The sequence below is a fragment of the Nocardia alba NBRC 108234 genome (assembly GCF_001612665.1).
In the GTDB taxonomy this organism is placed as follows: Bacteria; Actinomycetota; Actinomycetes; order Mycobacteriales; family Mycobacteriaceae; genus Nocardia; species Nocardia alba.
In genome coordinates, this window is record NZ_BDAX01000028.1 from 39233 (window position 1) to 58654 (window position 19422).

The window sequence follows — 19422 nt, forward strand, 5'->3', positions numbered from 1 at the left end:
CTGCGGAAGATGCGCCACCATGGGATCATCCGGACTCACGCCGACCGAGATCCCCGCGTTCGGGGAAGGTCGAATGCCCTGGTTCAGTACACATCACGGACGTAGCGTTTGTCGGTCGACAGCTTCTTGACGTAGGCGTCGGCGTCGTCTTCGGCGAGGTTGCCGTGGTGGGCGACGATCTCGCGCAGTGCGGCGTCGACGTCCTTGGCCATGCGGGCGGCGTCGCCGCAGACGTAGAAATGCGCGCCGTCTTCGAGCCACTTCCACAGCTGGGCGCCGTGTTCGCGCATGCGGTCCTGGACGTAGATCTTGGTGCGCTGATCGCGGGAGAACGCGAGGTCAAGGCGCGAGAGAATGCCGTCGCGCTGGAGCTGTTCGAGTTCGTCGCGGTAGTAGAAGTCGGTGGCTTCGTGCTGTTCGCCGAAGAACAGCCAGTTGGCGGCCTGGTCACCACGGGCGCGGCGGTGTTCGAGGAATCCGACGAACGGCGCGACGCCGGTGCCGGGTCCGACCATGATCGCCGCGACCGCGGGATCGTCGGGCGGGCGGAAGTGCGGGGCGGATTGGACATGCAGGATCAGGGGCTGGTCGAGTTCGGCGTCGGCCAGGTAGGACGAGCACAGTCCGCCGCGAGCGCGCCCGGTCACGCTCTCGTAGCGAATCACCGAGACCGTGGTACTCACCCGGGACGCGTCGACCAGGGGGCTCGAGGAGATCGAGTACAGGCGGGGCTGGAGTCGTTTGAACAGGCCGACCCATTCTTGTGGGTCCGCGGTGAGCGCGAATTCGGCGGCGATGTCGGCGGGCTGGCGACCCCACAGCCATTTGGCGAGTTCGCCCTTGTTGTCGGGTCGGAGCAGGGTTTTGACGATGCGATCCCCGGTGCGGTCGGTGACGAACCGCAGCAGTTCGTTCGTGGTCCTGGTCAGGTCGAGGTGGCCCTCGAGCGCGATGGACAGCGGCATGGCGCCGGCTTTGGGGACCTCGACGGTGGTGGCCGGGTCGAGTCCGGTGACCGCGAGGAACTCCCACACCAGGCCGAGATCGTTGGCCGGACGGACACCGAGGGCGTCCCCGACGTCGTAGGTGAGATCGGACCCGGACAGGTCGTAGGTGAACTGGCGGACTTCCTTCTGCGCGCCGGGCAGACTCAGCAGGCGGTTGCCGACGAGAAGACCGGTGGGTGTGTCCGTGCGCACGGTTGTTCTCGTCGCTCCCCCGCCTGCGGGCGCCAGGTGGATCGCCGGCTGCGGTGACGTGGCGGGCTGCGCGGCGACCAGCGCCGGGATCAGTTCGGCGAGCCAGCCTCGGGCTGTCTCCTCGAAGTCCGGTTCGCAGTCGACCCGGGCGATCAGCCGCTGGGCGCCGAGTTCGGCGAGACGTTCGTCGAGGCGACGGCCGTGGCCGCAGAACGCGTCGTAGTTCGAATCGCCGAAAGCCAGTACGGCGAAGCGGCGTCCGGCGAGTGTGGATTCCTCCGCTTCGGTCAGTGACCGCCAGAAAGCGGCGCCGTTGTCGGGTGCGTCGCCGTCGCCGAAGGTGCTCGAGACCACCACGAGGTCGGCGTCGGCCGGGATGTCGGTGACGCCGAGGTCGTCCATGCCGCGGATGACCGGTTCGCGTCCGCCCTCGCCGATCGCGGGGATCAGGGTGGCGGTGACGAAGTCCTCGGCGTTGCCGGTCTGGGAGGCCCACAACACCAGCAACGGGCGCACCGGGGCGGCGGCCTGCGACGGTGCGGTGGTCGGCGCGGCGGTGACCTCGGGAATCGGGTGATCCGGAATCGGTTGATGGGCGCCGAAGAGACCGGCGAGCATGCCGTCGACCCACATCGCGTGCGCCGGTCGCAGCGGGTTGACCGGCGGCAGTACCGGAACGACGGCGGTGTCGTGGCGGCCGACACCGGCGAGGAATCCGGCCAGGTAACCCTGCTCGGTGGCCGAGAAGTCCGGCGCGGTCAGCTCGCCCAGGCCGAGCAGGTCGGCCGCGGCGAAGACCAGGCCCGGCGTCGCCGCTCGCGCAGCGTTCACCGGGCCGGTGACGCCCACGGTGGACGGCGGGTCGGTCGCGGGCGGCTGCTGCGGTTCGATGACGATCGGCGCGGGCACCTTCGTGAGCCGGACCGCGCACACCTTGAACTCGGGCTGCTGCGAGATCGGGTCGATCGCGTCGTTGGTCACCGCGTTGACGGCCCTGTACTCACCGAACAGGTCGTTCCAGTGGAACGGCGCGAAGATGTCGCCCACCCGGACCCGGTCGGTGACCACGGCGGGCAGCACCGCGCGGCCCCGCCGGGAGGCGACCTCGAGCCAATCCCCCTCGACCACCGACAGCCGGGCCGCGTCCTCGGGATGGATCTCGACGAAGGGACCGGGGTTGAGTTTGTTGAGTTTCGCGATCCGGCCGGTCTTGGTGAGCGTGTGCCATTGGTGTTGCACGCGACCGGTATTGAGCAGAAACGGGTAGTCGTCGTCGGGAAGTTCGGCCGGTGCGAGGTGCGGGCGGGCGAAGAAGACCGCGCGTCCGGACGCGGTCGGGAACCACAGCGACGGAGTGACGCCGTCCTCGCGGGTGCGCGAATCCTGACTCACCCCGTCGTTGCGGTAGCGAATCGGGTTGCGGGCGGGCCCTTCCGGTGCGACCGGCCATTGCAGCGGCCCTTCCCGGAGTCGGTCGAAGTCGGCCCCACGAAGGTCGTAGCCGGTGCGCGGGTTCCAGAAGGCTTTGATCTCGTCGAAGATCTGTTCGGCGCTGTCGTAGGTGAACGCATCGGAATAGCCCATGGCGCAGGCGATCTCGGCGATGAGTTGCCAGTCGGGTCGCGCGTCGCCGGGCGGGTCGATGACCTTGTGCACCAGGGAGAGGTTGCGTTCGGAGTTGATCATCACCCCTTCGTGCTCGATCCACAGGGTGGCGGGCAGGATCACGTCGGCGTAGGCGTTGGTCTCGGTGTCGGCGAACACGTCCTGGGTGATCACCAGTTCGGCGGCTTCGAGCCCGGCCAGGACCGTCTTGCGATTGGCCACGGTGGCAACGGGATTGGTGCAGATGATCCAGCACGCCTTGATCGTGCCCGCGGCCATGCGGGAGAACATGTCGATGGTCCCGCTGCCGACCTCGGTGCGCAGCGTCCCGGGAGCGAGGCCCCACTGGTTCTCGACGAAGGCACGGTCCTCGGCGGAGACCACACTGCGCTGTCCGGGCAGGCCGGGGCCCATGTAACCCATCTCGCGACCGCCCATGGCGTTGGGCTGGCCGGTCAGGGAGAACGGACCGCTGCCGGGACGGCAGATCGCGCCGGTGGCCAGGTGCAGATTGACCAGGGCGTTGGTGTTCCAGGTGCCGTGGGTGGACTGGTTGAGTCCCATGGTCCAGCAGCTCATCCAGTTGTTCGCGGTGCCGATCAACTCGGCGGCGCGACGCAGGTCCTCGGCGGCGAGGCCGGTGAGCGCCGACACCGAGGCCGGGTCGTACTCGGCCAGGAATTCTGGTAGCCCGTCGAAGCCCTCGGTGAACTCGGCGATGAATTCGGTGTCGAGGTGCCCGGCCTGCACGAGCAGATGCAGCAGACCGTTGAGCAGGGCGAGGTCGGTGCCGGGGGTGATCTGCAGATACAGGTCGGCTTTGTCCGCGGTGGCGGTGCGGCGCGGGTCGACCACGATCAGTTTCGCGCCCGCCTTGACGCGATCCATCATGCGCAGGAACAGGATCGGGTGGCAGTCGGCCATATTGGCGCCGATGACGAAGAAGACATCGGCATGGTCGAAATCGTCGTAGGAGCCGGGTGGGCCGTCGGCGCCGAGCGAGAGTTTGTAGCCGCTGCCCGCGCTGGCCATGCACAGCCGGGAGTTGGACTCGATCTGGTTGGTGCCGAGGAAACCCTTGGCCAGTTTGTTGGCCAGATACTGGGCTTCGAGAGTCATCTGGCCGGAAACGTAGAGCGCTACCGCGTCGGGGCCGTGCTCGTCGATGATCGCCCGCAGCCGTGCGGCGGTGTCGGTGATGGCAGTGTCGACGGCCGTGGCGATCGGTTCGACGCCTCGCTCGGGGCGGACCAGGGCGGTCGAGAGGCGGCCCTCGGTGATCTTCAGCAGGTCGGCGTGGCTGCCGCCCTTGGTGCACAGGCGACCGCCGTTGGCCGGGTGCGCCCGGTCGCCGGGCGCCTTGCGGACGGTCCTCGATCCGTCTGCGGCGGTGTCGATTTCGAGGGCGATGCCACATCCGACACCGCAGTAGGAGCAGACCGTCCGCACGGTCTCGGCGCCGCTCATCGGGGTAGCAGGATCAGCTCGGCCAGGGTCGCGCGCGTGCTGCCCGGCGGCAGCAGCGCCAGCGCCTGGGCGTCGACCAGATGGGCGAGGTGGGGAATGCCCACCGCGCCGGTGGCCCGCCACACCCCGCCGTCGACCTGGGTGACCGGGACGATGTCGGTGGTCTGCCCCGGCGGCGTCGAGCGGTCGACGAGTCGGCCGCGCAGACGACTGGGAGTCCGATCGGTCAGCGCCTCGACCACGCAGCGTCCGGTGACCATCAGGGCGGTGATCGCCTCGAAGGGGTTGGCGGGCACAACGATCAGGGTCCGTCCATCGGGCAGGCGGGCGATGAGTTGTTCGCCGCCGGGGCGGATCATCACGCCGTCGACGACGATAGCGGCACCGATCTCGGTGAGTAGGCAACGCATTTCGTCGATCGCGCCGACCACGATCACCAGTTCGGCGTCGGTGGGCATGGCGAACCAGGCGCGCAGCAGTTCCCCGTCGGCGATCTGCCAGACCTTGCGGCACCGGATGTCACCGGCGGCCAGGAAGGTCGACACCACCGGCGTGACCGCGTCCGTGTCGCTGGTCGCGGCGCCGGCGGCGAATCGTCGGCCGGTGACCAATACGTCTGCCGAGACCGGCCCGCGCACGAGGCCGACGGCGACATCGGCGCTGGACCCGATCGACACCACCGCGGCGCCCACCCGGGTTCCCGCCGCCGCGAGTACGGTGCCCGCGTGCCATTGCTCGCCGCGCACCCTGGTGTCGTCGCGTAGTGGCGCGTGGGGTGTGCGCGTCAACACGACGCGGCCCGCGACGCGCGAGAACTTCACGTCCTCGGCACGGATGACGGCGGTCGATCCCCGCGGCGTCGGCATCCCGCGGGTGATCCGCGCGGCTTCGCCGTTGCCGAGTGCGGCCATCGTCGGATGCACGCGTTCGGGGCGCACGGTCCACCACGGACCGGAGCCGCTGATGGCGTAGCCGTCCAGGGCCGCGGCGTCCATCGAGGGCTCGGCCGCTGTCGCCTCGAGCGGGCGGGCCAGCGTCGCCCCGACCACATCGCTGAGCGATCGGTAGGTGGGCGCGAGCGGCGCCAAGCTGCGGCGCAGGAATCGCGGCAGGCTCACCACCGAGACATAGACCGCTGTCGGCGCGGGCGGTGCCATCGGCACGTCCACGGCAGCACCTGGCACGATCCCGGTCAACCCACCTCCAGTCATGTCAATATCCTCAATTTCGGTTATTTCTCGCGAATGTCTCCGTAGTTGCCCATTCATGTCCGAGATCTCACCCGAAGTTGCGGACTACTGTGCGCTCCCGATCCGACGACTTTCGACCGCGATCAGGTCGTCGGCACACGGTCGCTTCTTCGCAGGTGAGAGGCCGGATAACAACACAGCGACGCCCTCGACGCCGGCATCACCCCGGTCTCGCACCGACCTCGGGCGGGCGCTGGAGGATCGATGAGGGATAGATCACCCTCGCGATGCGGGCAACTGGTGGGTCGAGTCGCCACCATGGGCTCCGGAAGGTGTGGATCAGGCCGGGTAGACGCGGATCTCGGTCGCTTTGACCGAGGCCCACAGCCGCATGCCTGCCTGTAATTTCAACGCCGCCACGGTGGCCGGGATGACTTCGGCCAGCACCGTGGGGACGCCGTCGAGGCGGATCCGGGTGAGGTGGGCGTGTTGCTCGACGCCGGACACCGTGGTCTGCCAGGTGTTGCGCGGGCTGCCCACCGGCGGTTGGGGATACAGCGCGACCGCGCTCGGCGGGAAGGCGAGATAGACCTCGCCGTCGGCGGGTTCGGCGATGGTGAGCGTGCCGCCGGTCGTCAGGGTCACCGAAGTACCCTGTGCCACACCGCGATAGAGATTGAGGCCGACCAGGTTCGCGACATAGTCGGTGCGTGGGCGCTGGGCTACTTCGGCCGGTGGCCCGTCCTGGACGACGTGGCCGTTCTCGATGATGACGAGCCGGTCGGCCAGGACCATCGCGTCGAGGGGATCGTGGGTGACCAGGACCGTGTGTCCACCGAAGTCGGCGAGGTGATGGCCGAGTTCGGCGCGCACCTGCAACCGGGTGCTGGCGTCGAGGGCGGCCAGCGGCTCATCGAGCAGAAGTAACGCGGGGTCGGTGGCCAGGGCTCGGGCCAGGGCGACCCGCTGCGCCTGACCACCCGAGAGCGAGCGGGGCTTGGCGGCGGCGTGCGAGGTGAGCCCGACCCGGTCCAGCCAGCCGGCGGCGCGCTGCCTGGCGGTGGCGCGTGGGAGGCCGCGGGCCTGCAACCCGAAGGCGACATTGTCCAGGGCGGTCATGTTCGCGAACAGCAGGTAGTCCTGGAACACGACGCCGATCGCACGTCGCTCGGCGGGCACGAAGCGGGCGGGTGGCTCGTCCCAGACCTCGGTGTCGAGCTCGATCCGCCCCTGCGACAGGGGCGTCAGCCCGGCCAGGGCGCGCAGCGCGGTGGTCTTGCCCGCGCCGTTGGGTCCCAGCAGCGCGACCACCTCGCCCGGTGCCACGGTGAACGCGATGTCGAGATCGAAATCGCCTCGGGTAACGCGAAGTTCGGCGCGCAGGCTCACAGCGTCCCTCGCGTCCAGCGATCACGCAGCGCGGCCAGTACGGCGACCGACACCGCGAGCAGGACCAAGCTCAACACGATCGCGTCCGCAGGGTCGGTCTCGAGCGCGAGGTAGACCGCCAACGGCATGGTCGTGGTGGTGCCGGGAAAGCTCCCGGCGAAGGTGATGGTGGCGCCGAATTCGCCCAGGGCGCGAGCCCAGCACAGGACCGCGCCCGCGACGACGCCGGGCATGACCGAGGGCAGGGTGACGCGGCGGAAGGTCAGCCAGCGTGAGGCGCCCAGGGTCGCGGCGGCTTCCTCGTAGCGGGGATCACTCGCGCGCAGCGCGCCTTCGACGGAGATGACCAGGAACGGCATGGCGACGAAGGCCTCGGCCACGATCACGCCCGCGGTCGTGAACGGCAACGAGAAACCGAACCATTCGTAGAGGTAGCGGCCGACGATCCCGCGACGGCCGAGCACCAGCAGCAGCGCCACGCCACCGACCACCGGCGGCAGCACCAGTGGCACGGTCACCAACGCGCGGAGGAATCCGAGGAAAGGCACCTCGCCGCGGGCCAGCAGCCACGCCAGCGGGATACCGAGCACCAGGCACACGGCCGTGGCCGAGGTGGCACAGATCAGCGAAAGCCGCAGCGCCTGGCCGACTTCGGCGCTGGTCAGCCGCTCCGGCAGGGTCCGCCACGGAGCGCGCACCAGCAGCCCGATCATCGGCAGCACCAGGAACGCCAGCGCGCAGACGGCGGGCAGGACCAGGATCAGCGGTCGCCGACCCCGGACCGCCCGCCGTCGCGCAGCCTGTGTCACGGGGTGTCGAAACCTGCCTTGACGAAGGCCGCCTTGGCCTTGTCCGTACCGATGAAGGTCACGAAGGCCGAGGCGGCCTTGCCGTTGGGCGCCTCGGCCAGCGGGGCGATCGGGTAGTCGTTGATCGCCTTGGTCGACTCCGGGAAATCAATCCCCTGGACCTTCTCACCCGCGGCTTGCACGTCGGTGCGGTAGACCAGCGCCGCGTCGACCTCGCCGAGGGTCACCTTGGTCAGCACGGCTTTCACGTCGGCTTCACGGGTGTCCGGCTGCGGGGTGATCCCGGCCGCTTCGAACACCGTCTTCGCCGCGGCGCCGCAGGGGACCTGCTCGGCGCACAGCGCGATCTTCTCCTCGGGCTTCGCGAAATCGGCCAGTCCGGTGATCTGGCCCGGGTTGCCCTTGGGCACGGCGATCTCGAGCCGGTTGCGGACGAAGGTGACCGGCTTGGCGGTGACCTCACCCGCGTCGACGACCTGCTGCATGTTCTTCGGCGCCGCCGAGGCGAACACGTCGACCGGGGCACCCTGCTTGATCTGTTCGGCCAGTGCGGAGCTGGCGCCGAAGTTGAACACCACCTTCGTGCCGGGGTGTTCGGCCTCGAACTGCTTGCCCAGCTCGGTGAAGGTCTCGGTCAGCGACGCCGCGGCGAACACGGTGACCGTGCCCCCGATCTGGTCGCCCACCGGCGCCGGTTCGGTGTCGGCGCCACAGCCGACAACGGCCACTGCCACCGCACCGGCCAGAGCGGCCGCGCGAAGTGTGCGAATCATGTTCTACCTCATCAACTTTCAGTTATTTCAACAACAACGTGCGTGGACTTCACCGAGGCGACGGCGATGCTGCCGACGTCGAGGCCGAGTTCGTCGACGGATTCGCGGCTCATCAGCGACACCAGCCGGAACGGCCCGGCCTGCATCTCCACCTGGGCCATGACGGTGTCCTTGACGACCCGCGTCACGATGCCGCGCATCCGGTTGCGCGCCGAGGTGGCGACAGCGGCGCCGGGCGGGGCCGCCTCGTTCTCGCGCTGCAGGAACTCGGCCAGCTCGCGTCCCTCGACGCCCTTGCGGCCGTTCTCGAGCTGGATCGCGGCCAGTTTGCCCAGGTCGATGTAGCGCCGGACGGTGTCATCGCTGACGCCCATGAGGGTGGCTACTTCACTGATCCGCAGATTCGACACGTCGAGCAGCATATTCCGCGCAGCTGCGGTGCGCGCGGGAAGTCGCGCAGTGGTGGCCTCCGGCGACGGAGCACTACGGTTGAGCAGCGAAATAGGGATCTCCTCCTGTCCCGAACCGCGCGAAACGGGTCGGTTGCGGATCGCCGTAATTCCGGCGATCCGCAACCGTAGGGAGATCTTGTTGCGCGGGGATCACATCGACCCGCGCCGCATGTGACAACCAGCTCTCGCGCGCCCGCACCCCAGCGGTGAGGTCCGGACCGCGAGGCCGATCTCAGTCGACGCCGAGGGTCACTTCGGTCGACTTGATCAGAACCTTCACCGCGACACCCTCGACCAAACCGAGGTCGTCGACCGCGTCGCGGGTGATCGACGAGGTCACCTCGTCCCCGCCCGTGAGCCGGACGCGAACCACTGCCATCGCTTCGCCGCGGGTCACCGAGAGCACGGTCCCGTCGAGCTGGTTTCGGGTACTCAGGCGCATGGGCCGACTGTAATCCCAGGTGAAGCGGGCTCGGCGCAACGACGCGGGCGGGCGGCGATCGCTCGCGGATTCACACCAGTTCGGGTACGCGCAGGTGGGCGAAGCCGAGTCTGAACTCCGATATCTCGAGGACTTCGGCGCCCATCGTGCGGATCGCTTCGGCTCGCATGCGATCCACGAGGGGGCGGCTGTTGTCCAATTCCTCTCGGCTGGCCCAGACCGTCGACCCCACCCCTCGGCCGGTTTCCCGGTCGACGAACAGGCTCGCGCTGCGGAAGCCCTCGATCTTCTCGAACTCCGGCAGCAGGTCGGCCTTGAACGTGTGGATCGCCAGGTCGACCGCGGCCGGGGCGACCTGGATCCAGGTGCATCGGGTACAGGCGCTCGCGCCGGCCAGGTGCTCACGGTGCATGACCGCGACTTCCCATTCCTCGATGTTGTCCACCTGACCCTCGAGCGCATCAGCCAGACCATCACGCAGGGATCGAACGCGCATCCTGCTCTCGCGCATGGCGTCCTCGGATTCCCACGCGGTCGTGGCGATGCATCGACCTGTCGCCCTGTCCACCATCAGTGACATGCCGACCCACCCGTCGATCTCGGGCATGTTCGGCATCACCGCATTGTGGAGGTACGCGATACCGCGGTCGATCGACGAGCGCTCGGCCGCGAAGGTGCTGGAACGTGCGTACACGGGCCACCTCCTACTCCAGGAAGGGCGGCGCCCCGGTGGGCGCCACCGGACACATCCACTGTCCTCCGAACCGTCCGCCGACACAATGTGCCTGCCGATTTTCTCCCACCGAAAAATTCGACCGTTTTCACTGCCACGAAAGTATTGACATCGAGAAAATCCGGAGAAGACTGGGTTTACACCGGAGCACCGGAATGAGCCGCACTGTCGAGAAAGACGTTTGTCGACCGTAGCGACGATATTTCAGGATCCGGCCAAGCCCCCGGCAAGCCAATCGAAATACCGGAGTTGTCAGCGACGACTGAACTCAGGGTTTCGAGGCAGCTACCGGGGACTGTTCTGTATGCGGCCGACATTCGCGATCACCGCGATGCGGTAGTGGGACGCAGGTGCGCGTCGCGGCCTATTCCATCTGTCTGGGGGAAGTCACCGGTCGGTCTAACCGGTGGCGCTGATCAGTACTCACCCTTGATGACGAAGTAGGAACCGCGAATGGTGCCGGCGAGCTTCGACTTCTGCCTGGCGAACTTGAACGCGGAAAGCTCTGCGGGCGCGTCCATTCCCTCGCTGAGCTTGAAACCGACGGCCCGCTTCTTCGTATCGTCGAGCGAGTACATCACATTGATCGACAGACCGCTCTCGTAGAAGACGTAGGCGATGCGAAGGTTCTCGACCTCGAACATGGTCGCCTCGAGCGGGCGAGAAGCGATGACGATGTCGCGTTCGGCCGCGAGAATCCGGCTCACCCAGTCGAGCGCCGAGGGCGCCGCACTCGCGGGCTCCACCGTGAAGACGTAGTCGTACTTGTTCTTGAAGTACCTGGCCTCGTTCGCCCGCAATCCCGCGAGCGCGTCCGCGACCGGCGACGATTCGACTCCCTGCGTCGAGACGGTCTTGAAATCCACGATATAGGCCACGGCGAACTCCTCGGTGGGAACGTCGAGCACGTCGGAAGATGATCTCGGGCTATCGCCATGATCCTAGGCCGCGCAGCGCGACTAGCCCTCGAGGTCCGCGCGGACCGTGGCGGCGATGCGGGTGAGCGCGGTGCCGAGGTGGCGTTGCTGCGCGGCCGTGAGCGGGTTGAAGACGAGTCGCCGCACCTGGGCGACGTGGTCGGGGGCGCTCTCGGTGAGCTTGGCTCGGCCCGCGTCGGTCAGCGTGGCGAGGGTGTAGCGACCGTCGGTGGGGTCGGTCCGGCGAACCACCCAGTCGCGGGCCTCGAAGCGGTCCATCACCTTCGACAGCCGGGGCTGGGCGCTGTCGCATTTTCGGGCGAGGTCGCTGAGCCGCAAGGTGGCGGCGTCGGACATGGACAGCCGGGCCAGTACCCCGTACTCGAAGTGGGAGATGCCGGAATCTCGCTGCGATTGCCGATCGAGCGCCGCCGGGAGGGCGGTCAGGACTGTGAGTAGCGCCTGCCACAGGTCCTGCTGGTCGGCGTCGAGCCAGGGCGACTGGGTTTCCATGCGCTCATCATACTTGCCCCGGCATCTCTTCGAACTTTCCCAAGCAAGTTATGACAGTTGCCCAGGCAAGTGAATATGCGGTACATTCGACTTGCCTGGGCAAGCGATAAAGCGTGCCGGGCGAGCACAGGAGAGGATCGGCGATGAACCCGACAAACCCCGCACCGGCCGCGGCGTACGACGACCTGCTCGCCAGGGTCATGCCCCGAGCGCGCGAGCAGCGCCGGTGGAGCCCGGCGGACGGACCGCTGCCCAGCCTCTTCGTCAGCCACGGAGCCCCGTTCACCCTCGACGATCCACAGTGGGTCGGCGACCTGTTCGACTGGGCCCAATCGATGCCGAAACCGCGGGCCATCGTCGTCGTCTCGGCGCACTGGGAATCAGCGCCGGTCGCGATCACGGGCGCCGTGGCGGGCACCCCGCTCTACTACGACTTCGGCGGCTTCCACCCCCGCTACAAGACCCTGCCCTACGCGACCCCGGACGCCACCGACCTGGCCCGGCGACTCGTCGGCCTGCTCGGCCGCACCCCGGTGCACGAATTCACCGACCGCGGCCTCGACCACGGGGCCTTCATTCCGCTCATGGCGATGTACCCCGCGGCGGACGTCCCTGTGGTCCAGTTGTCGATGCCCAGCCTCGACCCCGGCGCACTGCTCGACCTCGGGGCCCGCCTGCGTCCACTGCGGGACGAGGGAATTCTCGTGGTCGGCTCCGGCTTCATGACGCACAGCTTCGCCGTGTTCCGCCACCCCGAACTCGCCGCCGAGAACGCCGCCTTCGACGAGTGGGCCGTCGACGCCCTCGCCCGCGGCGATGCGGACGCCCTCACCGACTACCGGAACCGGGCGCCCGGCGTGGCCGTCGCCCATCCGAGCGCCGATCACTTCGTGCCGCTGCTGCTCACCGTCGGCGCCGCCGACAACCCGGCCGGGGCCGTGAGCGCCATCGACCGCATGGTGATGGGCAACTCCATCCGCTCGGTCCAGATGACCTGATACACCGCACCCATCGCGCCCCCTGCCGAACCAGGGGGCGAGGCGCGGGTCGCGGCGTCAGTGCGAGTAGTCGCGGAAGGTCATGACGCCGCCGACCACGACAACCACCGCCGTGAGGATGTAGACGGTGACGCGGATCCAGGTCGGCCCGTAGTAACTGACCGCCATCGACGCGCCCAACGCTGCGAGAATCAGCACCACCCCGTAGAAGGGTGTGCGTTGCTCCCTGTCAACCATTCCTCCAGTGTCCGCCGACTGCGCCGCCTGCGCCAATACCGATCAGGGACACCTCCGACTCTTGTTTATACGTATACATCTACGTATAGTCACAAGCGTTATCCGGCACCCAGCCGAGTCCGCTCGCCAGATCGGAACGATCATGACCGTCTCGCAGCTCACCCACCCGGGAATACTGCTCACCAGCCCCTACGCCGCGTGGACCGGCCCCGCGCCGCGCATCGCTGTCGGGCGCGTACTGCGATCGCTGGGCGGCGACCATGCCTTCGCTCAACTGATCCGGTTCGCCCTGGTGGGCGGCGCCAGCAATATCGCGTACGCGCTGCTGTTCCTGACCATGCACGACAGCGGTCCACTGGTCGCCAATGTCGCAGGGTCGATGGTGAGTACCGTGATCGCCAATGAATTGCATCGCCAGCTCACTTTCCGGGCGGGAAGCAGGGTCGGCGGGTTCACCGCGCAGTGGGAAGGCGGCGGCCTGGCACTGCTCGGCCTCGCGATCAGCACGGCGGCACTGGCCGGATTGGACGCCCTGACACCGGATCTCGGGGAAGTCGCGCAGGCAAGCGCCGTGATCGCCATCATGGCCGCGGTGGGTGGATTGCGGTTTCTCGTTCTGCGCAGTTTCGTCTTCGGGAACTGACCGGCGAATACGCCGATTCTTTATCAGTGGCACCGTTTCCCTTATCGCCGCAGGACGAATTCTTTTGGGCAGCAGTCGTTTACGCTTCGATCGCACAATCGATACCCCCGCATAATTTCGCCCTGTCAGAAAGGTCTGATGAATGATGGGGCTTGCAGACCCGGCGCGACAGTGCTGCTCACCGGGCTGCCCAGTTCGGGAAAATCCACCATCGCCGCCGCCACCCGACATCGATTGGCGGCCGCCGGCTATCCGGTCGAGGTGCTCGACGGCGACGAGGTGCGCGGGCGACTGTGGCCCGAACTCGGCCTGGCCCCCGACGACCGCAAGCAGAACCTCGCCCGGATCACCACCCTCGCCCTGATGCTGGCCGGGCACGGGGTGCTCGTCCTCGTGGCGGCCATCGCGCCGTATGCCGCCGATCGCGCGCTGATGCGCGACCGCCACGAAGACGCCGAGCTGGAGTTCGCCGAAGTCCATGTCGCGACGGCGCTGTCGACCTGCGCTCAGCGCGACGTCAAGGGCCTGTACGGGCGCCGGTCCCGAGGCGAGCTCACCCAGCTCACCGGGGTCGACGCGGCCTATGAGCAACCGCTGCTCCCCCACCTGCGGATCGACACCGAAGCCGAGTCGGTCGCCGAATCCACCGATCACGTGCTCGAACTCCTGAACCGCCGGAGCCTGATCGCCACCCCGAGCTCGCGACCGTGACGCAGGCAACGGCCAAGCGCCTGGTGCCCGCGCCGATCTTCATCCTGTCCGCGCCCCGGTCCGGGTCGACCCTGCTGCGCTCGGTCCTCGACAGCCACGCGCGTATTCACGCCCCGCACGAATTGCACCTGAACCTGCTCACCGTCCAGGAACGCGAGTGGGCCGCCGACGACATCGCCGAGCGCTACGCGAGCATCTCGCTGGACGCGCTCGGCCTGACGATCCGCGAGCTCGAACACCTGCTCTGGGACCGCCTCCTGCACCACGAGCTCGAACGCAGCGGCAAGGACCGGATGGTCAACAAGACGACGAGCAGCGTGCTGACCTGGCGACGGATCGCCGCGTGCTGGCCCGACGCTCGCTACGTGTTCCTGTTGCGCCACCCGGCCCAGATCGCCGACTCCCTCGGCCGTGCCTGGGCGGATCGCCGCGAAATCGACCCGGTGCGCCGGACGCTGGAGTTCGTCGACGCGATGAACGAGGCCAGGGCGGCGCTGACCGGCCACGAGATTCGCTACGAGGACCTGACCCACCGCCCCGAGGACACCGTGCGCGGCCTGTGCCACTTCCTCGACGTCGAATGGCAACCCTCGATGCTGGACTACGGCCGTTTCGACCACGGCGATTACGTGCGCGGCATCGGTGATTGGAGCGACACCATCCGGTCGGGAGCCATCCAGCCCGCTCGCCCGCTACCCGACGAGCAGACCATCCCGGACGCGCTGCGGTCGGCATGCCGGGGATGGGGCTATCCGGCTTCGTCCGCGAGCGCCCGACCGCTGAGCTAGCGACTCAGGTCCCGGAATCGCCGCACCGCCAGCGGGAAGAACACCGCGATCAGGACCAACGGCCAAGCCACCGCCAGCATTTCGGCGTGCGCCCCGGCCCAGGAGTCGCCGACCGCACTCGGATTGCCCAGCAGGCCGCGCACTGCGGTAGCCGTCGCCGACATCGGGTTCCACTCGACGACCGCACCGAGCCAGGACGGCATCGATTCGGGCGAGGCGATGGCATTGGAGAGGAAGCTGATGGGCCACACCAGGATCTGCACGGCCTGCACCAGTTCGGGCTTGCCCGCCACCATCGCCAGATAGATGCCGATCCACAACATCGCGAACCGGAACAGCAACAACAGTCCCACCGCCGCCAGGAACGAGGCGGCGCCGTCGTGCCAGCGCCAGCCGATCGCGTACCCGACCGCGATCATCACGATCAGCCCGACCGCCGACTGCAGCATGTCGGCGACGCTGCGCCCCACCAGGACCGCGGCCGAGTTCATCGGCATCGAGCGGAACCGATCGATGACCCCTTTGCCGAGGTCCTGGGTCACCGCGAGCATGGTCGCCTCGAGCCCGAAAGCCATTGTCATGGTAAGGATTCCGGGGACCAGATAGTCCTTGAAGTCGCCGTCGATGCCGCGTCCGCCGCCGATCAGGTAGCTGAACATCAGCAACAGCATCACCGGGAACACCAGCCCGACGACCACCTGAACGGGCTGGCGGGCCCAGTGCGCCAGCTCGCGCCTGGTCATCGTCCAGGAATCGATGAGGGCGGTACCCAGTGTCGAACCCGGCTGGTTCGTCGAATATGTCGTGCTCACGCCGCGACCTCCTTGGTCAGGTGCAGAAAGACTTCGTCGAGGGTCGGGCGCCGGATCGCGATGTCCTCGGCGTCGATGCCGTTGGCCTCCAATGCCCGGACGGTCTCGGTCAGCGCCACCATCCGGTCGCCGACCGTGGCGCTGACCATTCGCCGGTCCGCGTCCACCACCGCCTCACCGGGCAGGAGCGCGGCCGCGCGTGCCAGTTGGGCGGCGTCGTGCAGGACCACGTCGATACGGTCGCCGCCGGTTTTGGCTTTCAGCTGGTCGGCAGTGCCCTCGGCGATGACTTTCCCGTGGTCGATCACCGAGATCCGGTCGGCCAGTTGATCGGCTTCCTCCAGGTATTGAGTGGTCAACAGCACGGTGGTGCCGCCGTCGACCAGGGAACGCACCGAATCCCACACCTCGGCGCGCCCGCGCGGATCGAGCCCGGTCGTCGGTTCGTCCAGGAACAGCACCTGCGGTTCGCAGATGAGCGACGCCGCGAGGTCGAGTCGTCGCCGCATACCGCCGCTGTACTGCTCGACCGCCTTCTTGCCGGTGTCCGCGAGGCCGAATCGCACCAGGAGTTCGTCGGCCCGCGTCCCCGCGCGCCGTGCGCCCAGGTGGTAGAGCCGCCCGAACATCTCCAAGTTCTGTCGTCCGCTGAGCGCCTCGTCGACAGCGGCGCTCTGGCCGAGCAGACCGATTCGCGCGCGCACCTCGTCGGCCCGTGTCCGCACATCGATCCCGGCCACCTCGACCCGCCCCGCCTCGGGGCGGAGCAGGGTGGACATGATGCGCACGGCCGTGGTCTTGCCCGCGCCGTTCGGGCCGAGCACCGCGTGCACGGTGCCGGTTCGAACGGCGAGATCGAGTCCGTCGAGTGCCTGCTTCGCCCCGTAACGCTTGCGCAGACCTTCGACGACGATCGAGAGATCGTGGTCAGTCAAAACACCCTCCGATGCCAGTGATCAAATTTGACTAGACTGCCAAGGTACCGAGATGGATGCAATTAGTCAAACTTGAATACTGCTACCTTGTTCGCACTCGCTCGGAAGGGAGACATCCATGTCAGCGATCCGGCTGCTGGTCCTCGGCGCGGTCCGTCAGCACGGCCGGGCGCACGGCTACCAGGTGCGCAACGACCTGGAATTCTGGGGCGCGCACGAATGGTCCAACGCCAAGCCCGGCTCGATCTACCACGCGCTCAAGCAGATGGCCAAGCAGGGACTGCTCCTCGCGCACGAGGTCGCCCCGAGCACCGTCGGCGGTCCACCCCGCGTCGAATACGAGATCACCGACAGGGGCACCGAGGAGTTCCGCACGCTGCTGCGCGAGGCCCTGGTCTCCTACGACCAGCAGATGGACATGATCTCGGCCGCCATCGGATTCATCGTCGACCTACCGCGCGCGGAGGCCGTCACGCTCCTGAAGCAGCGCATCACCGGGCTCGAGCAGTGGCGCGCCTCGGTCACCGAGTACTACATACCGGAGCAGGGGCCGGGGCAGCTCGGACACATCGGCGAGATCATGAACATGTGGGTGCACTCCGCCGACAGCGAAGCGGCCTGGACTCGCGGCCTGATCGACCGCATCGAAGGCGGCGCCTACACCTTCGCCGACGAGGGCGAACCCTTCGTGGGCATCCTCGCCGAGGACGAGCCGAACCCGTTCGGCACCGGGCCCCACCCCACCGACCTCCGCTGACCGACTCCCGGCTGATCAGAGTTTTGGCGCCGACTACAAGGTCGCCACTGCCGACTCTTGACCTCAGTGCAGTGACCGGCGCATACCGATCGGTACAGACTCTTCTTGCCGCTGTCACCGAGCGACGCGGATCACCAGCGTCACTCGTTCACGGTCCGATTCACCCGGATCGGTGGCGTGCGGTCGATCAGAGAGGAATTGCCGAAAATGGTTGCAATGAAGCAACATAGGCGCCGGTCCGCCGTACTCGCCGTGGGAGTCGCCGTCGGGCGCGGACTCGCAACCGCATCTGTCGACGGCCGCGCGCTGTGAGCCCCCGATGACCAGCCACCTCGACACCGGGCCGTCCGCGTCTGTCTCGCCGGCGACCGATCGGATCGCGCACCAGATTCTCGAGACCATGCCGCGTCGCAGCCGACGAGGAAACGTCCTGCGCGAGGAGATCAGCGCCATTGTCGCCGACTGCCTCGCGCTGATGTCCGGCGCGCAGCGATCATCTCGCAGCGTCCGGATGCCACGGCTTCGTCCGACCGTCGCGCGATGGGCGAGCATCGGTGTACCGATCGACATCGTGCAGCGGCATGTCCACGCAGGGTTCCGGCTGCACCTGGACGATCTGCAAGCACGCCGCGCGCCGTTCGACGACGTTCGCCGACTGATGGATGCGCTGAGCTCGGTGACCGCGACGGTGTCGACCATCTACCTCGACGTCGCACCGCCCACCAGCGATCACGGTGCGTACCTGGCGCACACTCTGCTCAGCGGCCGCTATACGACCAGAACCACCCGCGAGCACGGGGCGCCGGCCGATGAGCGGTACACCGTCCTCGCGGTGGCCGCGACTCGGTGCGCGCGCGACGCGGTGTCACCGCGCGACTTCCGGGCGATGCTGTCGACCGAATTCGGGCAGCCCGTACCGGGTTTGGAGTCAGGGTTCGGCGCGACGATTCTGGTGCCGCAATCCTGTGCCGCCGCGAAGATCCGCGACCTGGTCGCACTGACCTCCCTCACCGTGGTGGGGATCGCCGCTGACCGACCTCGGATTCCCTCCGCGGTCGAGGAGGCGCACGAGCTCCTGGACGTGGCAACAAGACTCCACTACCTACCGGGCATGTACCAGATCGAAGACCTCGCCATCGAGTATCAACTGACTCGGCCAGGACCCGGACGGGACCGTCTCGAATCGTTCCTCGACCCGGTCGCCGAGTTTCCGGACCTGATCAGCACCCTGCGCGCACATCTCGGCAACGGCCTCAACCGCCGGCTCACCTCACGCGAAACCCATGTCCACATGAACACCGTCGACTACCGGCTGCGGCGTATCTACGACCTCGTGGGGCTCAGTGCCCATGATCCGAAGCTCATGTGGCTACTTCAGGCCGCGCTGGTCGTGCGCGACTACCAATCGGTGGGACGGTCCGACAACACAGGCTTCTAGGGCTCGCCTGCCTGGACACCGCACGGTTGTCATCGAGTGAACTCACCGGTGCGGTCGAGGAGTTCGTCGAGCAGTTCCCCGGCACGCGGCCACGGACCCTAGCCCGCCGCCGGATTCAGATGGCCGACATCGCCGAGGTCGACCAGTCTGCTCCCCCACACCTCGGCCATGCCCGCGACGCGACGCGTTGCCGCGAGGGGGTCGGTGCTGCTCGCGGCCACGATGCTCCGGAACGGCAACCGCCGCCGCGGGATCGGCGTCCAGCCGTTGGCCGCCAGTTCCTCGGCGCTCGGTAGCCCGGCGGCAGTGGGGTTTCGAAGTCGGGGGGTGTGGCGAGGAGCGCGCCGTGCACCGGTCGGTCGGACTGCTGGGCCCAGTGGACGGTGATCAGCACGCCCGCGCTGTGCGCGACCAGGACGACGGGGCCGTCGATCTCGGCGAGCACCGCGTCGAGTGCGGCGACCCGCGCGGGCAGGCTCAGCCTGTCGCGCTCCAGGGGCGCCACGATCGCCACGCGGTCGAGGGTGCCGGCGAGCAGCGTCTGCCAATGGTCGGCGACGTGGTCACGCAGCCCGGGAACGATCACGACGGTCGGTTCCGAATCGGAATTCATC

19 protein-coding genes and 1 pseudogene are annotated in these 19422 nt (G+C 68.0%); 6 read left to right on the forward strand and 14 right to left on the reverse strand.

The features are described 5' to 3' along the window. Nucleotides 1–83 precede the first annotated feature (83 nt). From NA12_RS26420 to NA12_RS26465, 10 genes are all read right to left on the reverse strand, one after another. A complete protein-coding gene (locus tag NA12_RS26420) occupies nucleotides 84–4271 on the reverse strand; it encodes a bifunctional nitrate reductase/sulfite reductase flavoprotein subunit alpha (RefSeq protein WP_067457009.1) in 4188 nt (1395 codons plus the stop codon). After that, a complete protein-coding gene (locus NA12_RS26425) occupies nucleotides 4268–5482 on the reverse strand; it encodes a MoeA family protein (RefSeq protein ID WP_165914867.1) in 1215 nt (404 codons plus the stop codon). Before NA12_RS26425 ends, NA12_RS26420 begins: the two co-directional genes overlap by 4 nt. Before the next feature lie 318 nt (nucleotides 5483–5800). Next, a complete protein-coding gene (locus NA12_RS26430) occupies nucleotides 5801–6850 on the reverse strand; it encodes an ABC transporter ATP-binding protein (protein ID WP_067457011.1) in 1050 nt (349 codons plus the stop codon). Next, a complete protein-coding gene (gene modB / locus NA12_RS26435) occupies nucleotides 6847–7659 on the reverse strand; it encodes a molybdate ABC transporter permease subunit (protein ID WP_067457014.1) in 813 nt (270 codons plus the stop codon). The genes NA12_RS26430 and modB overlap by 4 nt, the downstream gene beginning before the upstream one ends. Next, complete coding sequence (modA, locus tag NA12_RS26440; RefSeq protein ID WP_067457018.1) at nucleotides 7656–8432, reverse strand: molybdate ABC transporter substrate-binding protein; 777 nt, start codon at nucleotides 8430–8432, stop codon at nucleotides 7656–7658. The genes modB and modA overlap by 4 nt, the downstream gene beginning before the upstream one ends. Before the next feature lie 11 nt (nucleotides 8433–8443). Then, nucleotides 8444–8842: a TOBE domain-containing protein gene (locus NA12_RS26445; RefSeq protein WP_067457202.1), complete on the reverse strand. Its 399-nt coding sequence runs from the start codon at nucleotides 8840–8842 to the stop codon at nucleotides 8444–8446. A gap of 274 nt (nucleotides 8843–9116) precedes the next feature. After that, nucleotides 9117–9326, reverse strand: a complete 210-nt coding sequence (locus NA12_RS26450; RefSeq protein ID WP_067457021.1) for a TOBE domain-containing protein — start codon at nucleotides 9324–9326, stop codon at nucleotides 9117–9119. Nucleotides 9327–9396: 70 nt separating this feature from the next. Beyond that, complete coding sequence (locus tag NA12_RS26455) at nucleotides 9397–10020, reverse strand: hypothetical protein (RefSeq protein WP_067457024.1); 624 nt, start codon at nucleotides 10018–10020, stop codon at nucleotides 9397–9399. A 455-nt stretch (nucleotides 10021–10475) separates the two neighbouring features. Next, on the reverse strand, nucleotides 10476–10967 hold the full coding sequence (locus NA12_RS26460; RefSeq protein WP_503826295.1) for a DUF8821 family protein: 492 nt from the start codon (nucleotides 10965–10967) through the stop codon (nucleotides 10476–10478). 51 nt (nucleotides 10968–11018) lie between these two features. Beyond that, on the reverse strand, nucleotides 11019–11489 hold the full coding sequence (locus NA12_RS26465; protein WP_067457027.1) for a MarR family winged helix-turn-helix transcriptional regulator: 471 nt from the start codon (nucleotides 11487–11489) through the stop codon (nucleotides 11019–11021). 143 nt (nucleotides 11490–11632) lie between these two features. Between NA12_RS26465 and NA12_RS26470 the strand changes: the two genes are divergently transcribed. Continuing rightward, on the forward strand, nucleotides 11633–12487 hold the full coding sequence (locus NA12_RS26470) for a dioxygenase family protein (RefSeq protein WP_067457030.1): 855 nt from the start codon (nucleotides 11633–11635) through the stop codon (nucleotides 12485–12487). A gap of 57 nt (nucleotides 12488–12544) precedes the next feature. On the opposite strand, the gene NA12_RS26475 is transcribed toward NA12_RS26470, so the two are convergent. Continuing rightward, the gene (locus NA12_RS26475) at nucleotides 12545–12724 is read right to left on the reverse strand and encodes a hypothetical protein (protein WP_067457208.1); all 180 of its coding nucleotides are present in this window, start codon (nucleotides 12722–12724) and stop codon (nucleotides 12545–12547) included. A 142-nt stretch (nucleotides 12725–12866) separates the two neighbouring features. On the opposite strand from NA12_RS26475, the gene NA12_RS26480 reads away from it, so the two are divergent. The 3 genes from NA12_RS26480 to NA12_RS26490 all read left to right on the forward strand — a co-directional run bounded on the left by NA12_RS26480 (nucleotide 12867) and on the right by NA12_RS26490 (nucleotide 14866). After that, nucleotides 12867–13367, forward strand: a complete 501-nt coding sequence (locus tag NA12_RS26480; RefSeq protein WP_067457033.1) for a GtrA family protein — start codon at nucleotides 12867–12869, stop codon at nucleotides 13365–13367. A gap of 138 nt (nucleotides 13368–13505) precedes the next feature. Further along, nucleotides 13506–14078 (forward strand): adenylyl-sulfate kinase, encoded by a 573-nt coding sequence (gene cysC / locus NA12_RS26485; protein ID WP_067457035.1) that lies wholly within the window; start codon nucleotides 13506–13508, stop codon nucleotides 14076–14078. Next, nucleotides 14075–14866: a sulfotransferase family protein gene (locus NA12_RS26490; RefSeq protein ID WP_067457038.1), complete on the forward strand. Its 792-nt coding sequence runs from the start codon at nucleotides 14075–14077 to the stop codon at nucleotides 14864–14866. The genes cysC and NA12_RS26490 overlap by 4 nt, the downstream gene beginning before the upstream one ends. Here the strand turns inward: NA12_RS26490 and NA12_RS26495 are convergent. After that, a complete protein-coding gene (locus NA12_RS26495) occupies nucleotides 14863–15678 on the reverse strand; it encodes an ABC transporter permease (RefSeq protein ID WP_067457041.1) in 816 nt (271 codons plus the stop codon). The genes NA12_RS26490 and NA12_RS26495 overlap by 4 nt on opposite strands. Further along, on the reverse strand, nucleotides 15675–16613 hold the full coding sequence (locus tag NA12_RS26500) for an ATP-binding cassette domain-containing protein (protein ID WP_067457044.1): 939 nt from the start codon (nucleotides 16611–16613) through the stop codon (nucleotides 15675–15677). The genes NA12_RS26495 and NA12_RS26500 overlap by 4 nt, the downstream gene beginning before the upstream one ends. Nucleotides 16614–16731: 118 nt before the next feature. Between NA12_RS26500 and NA12_RS26505 the strand changes: the two genes are divergently transcribed. Then, the gene (locus tag NA12_RS26505) at nucleotides 16732–17370 is read left to right on the forward strand and encodes a PadR family transcriptional regulator (protein ID WP_067457047.1); all 639 of its coding nucleotides are present in this window, start codon (nucleotides 16732–16734) and stop codon (nucleotides 17368–17370) included. Nucleotides 17371–17689: 319 nt separating this feature from the next. Then, on the forward strand, nucleotides 17690–18808 hold the full coding sequence (locus tag NA12_RS26510) for a PucR family transcriptional regulator (protein ID WP_067457050.1): 1119 nt from the start codon (nucleotides 17690–17692) through the stop codon (nucleotides 18806–18808). A 101-nt stretch (nucleotides 18809–18909) separates the two neighbouring features. On the opposite strand, the pseudogene NA12_RS26515 reads toward NA12_RS26510, so the two are convergent. Then, a pseudogene (locus NA12_RS26515) lies at nucleotides 18910–19421 on the reverse strand (RBBP9/YdeN family alpha/beta hydrolase); the annotation flags it as partial. Nucleotide 19422 lies beyond the last annotated feature (1 nt).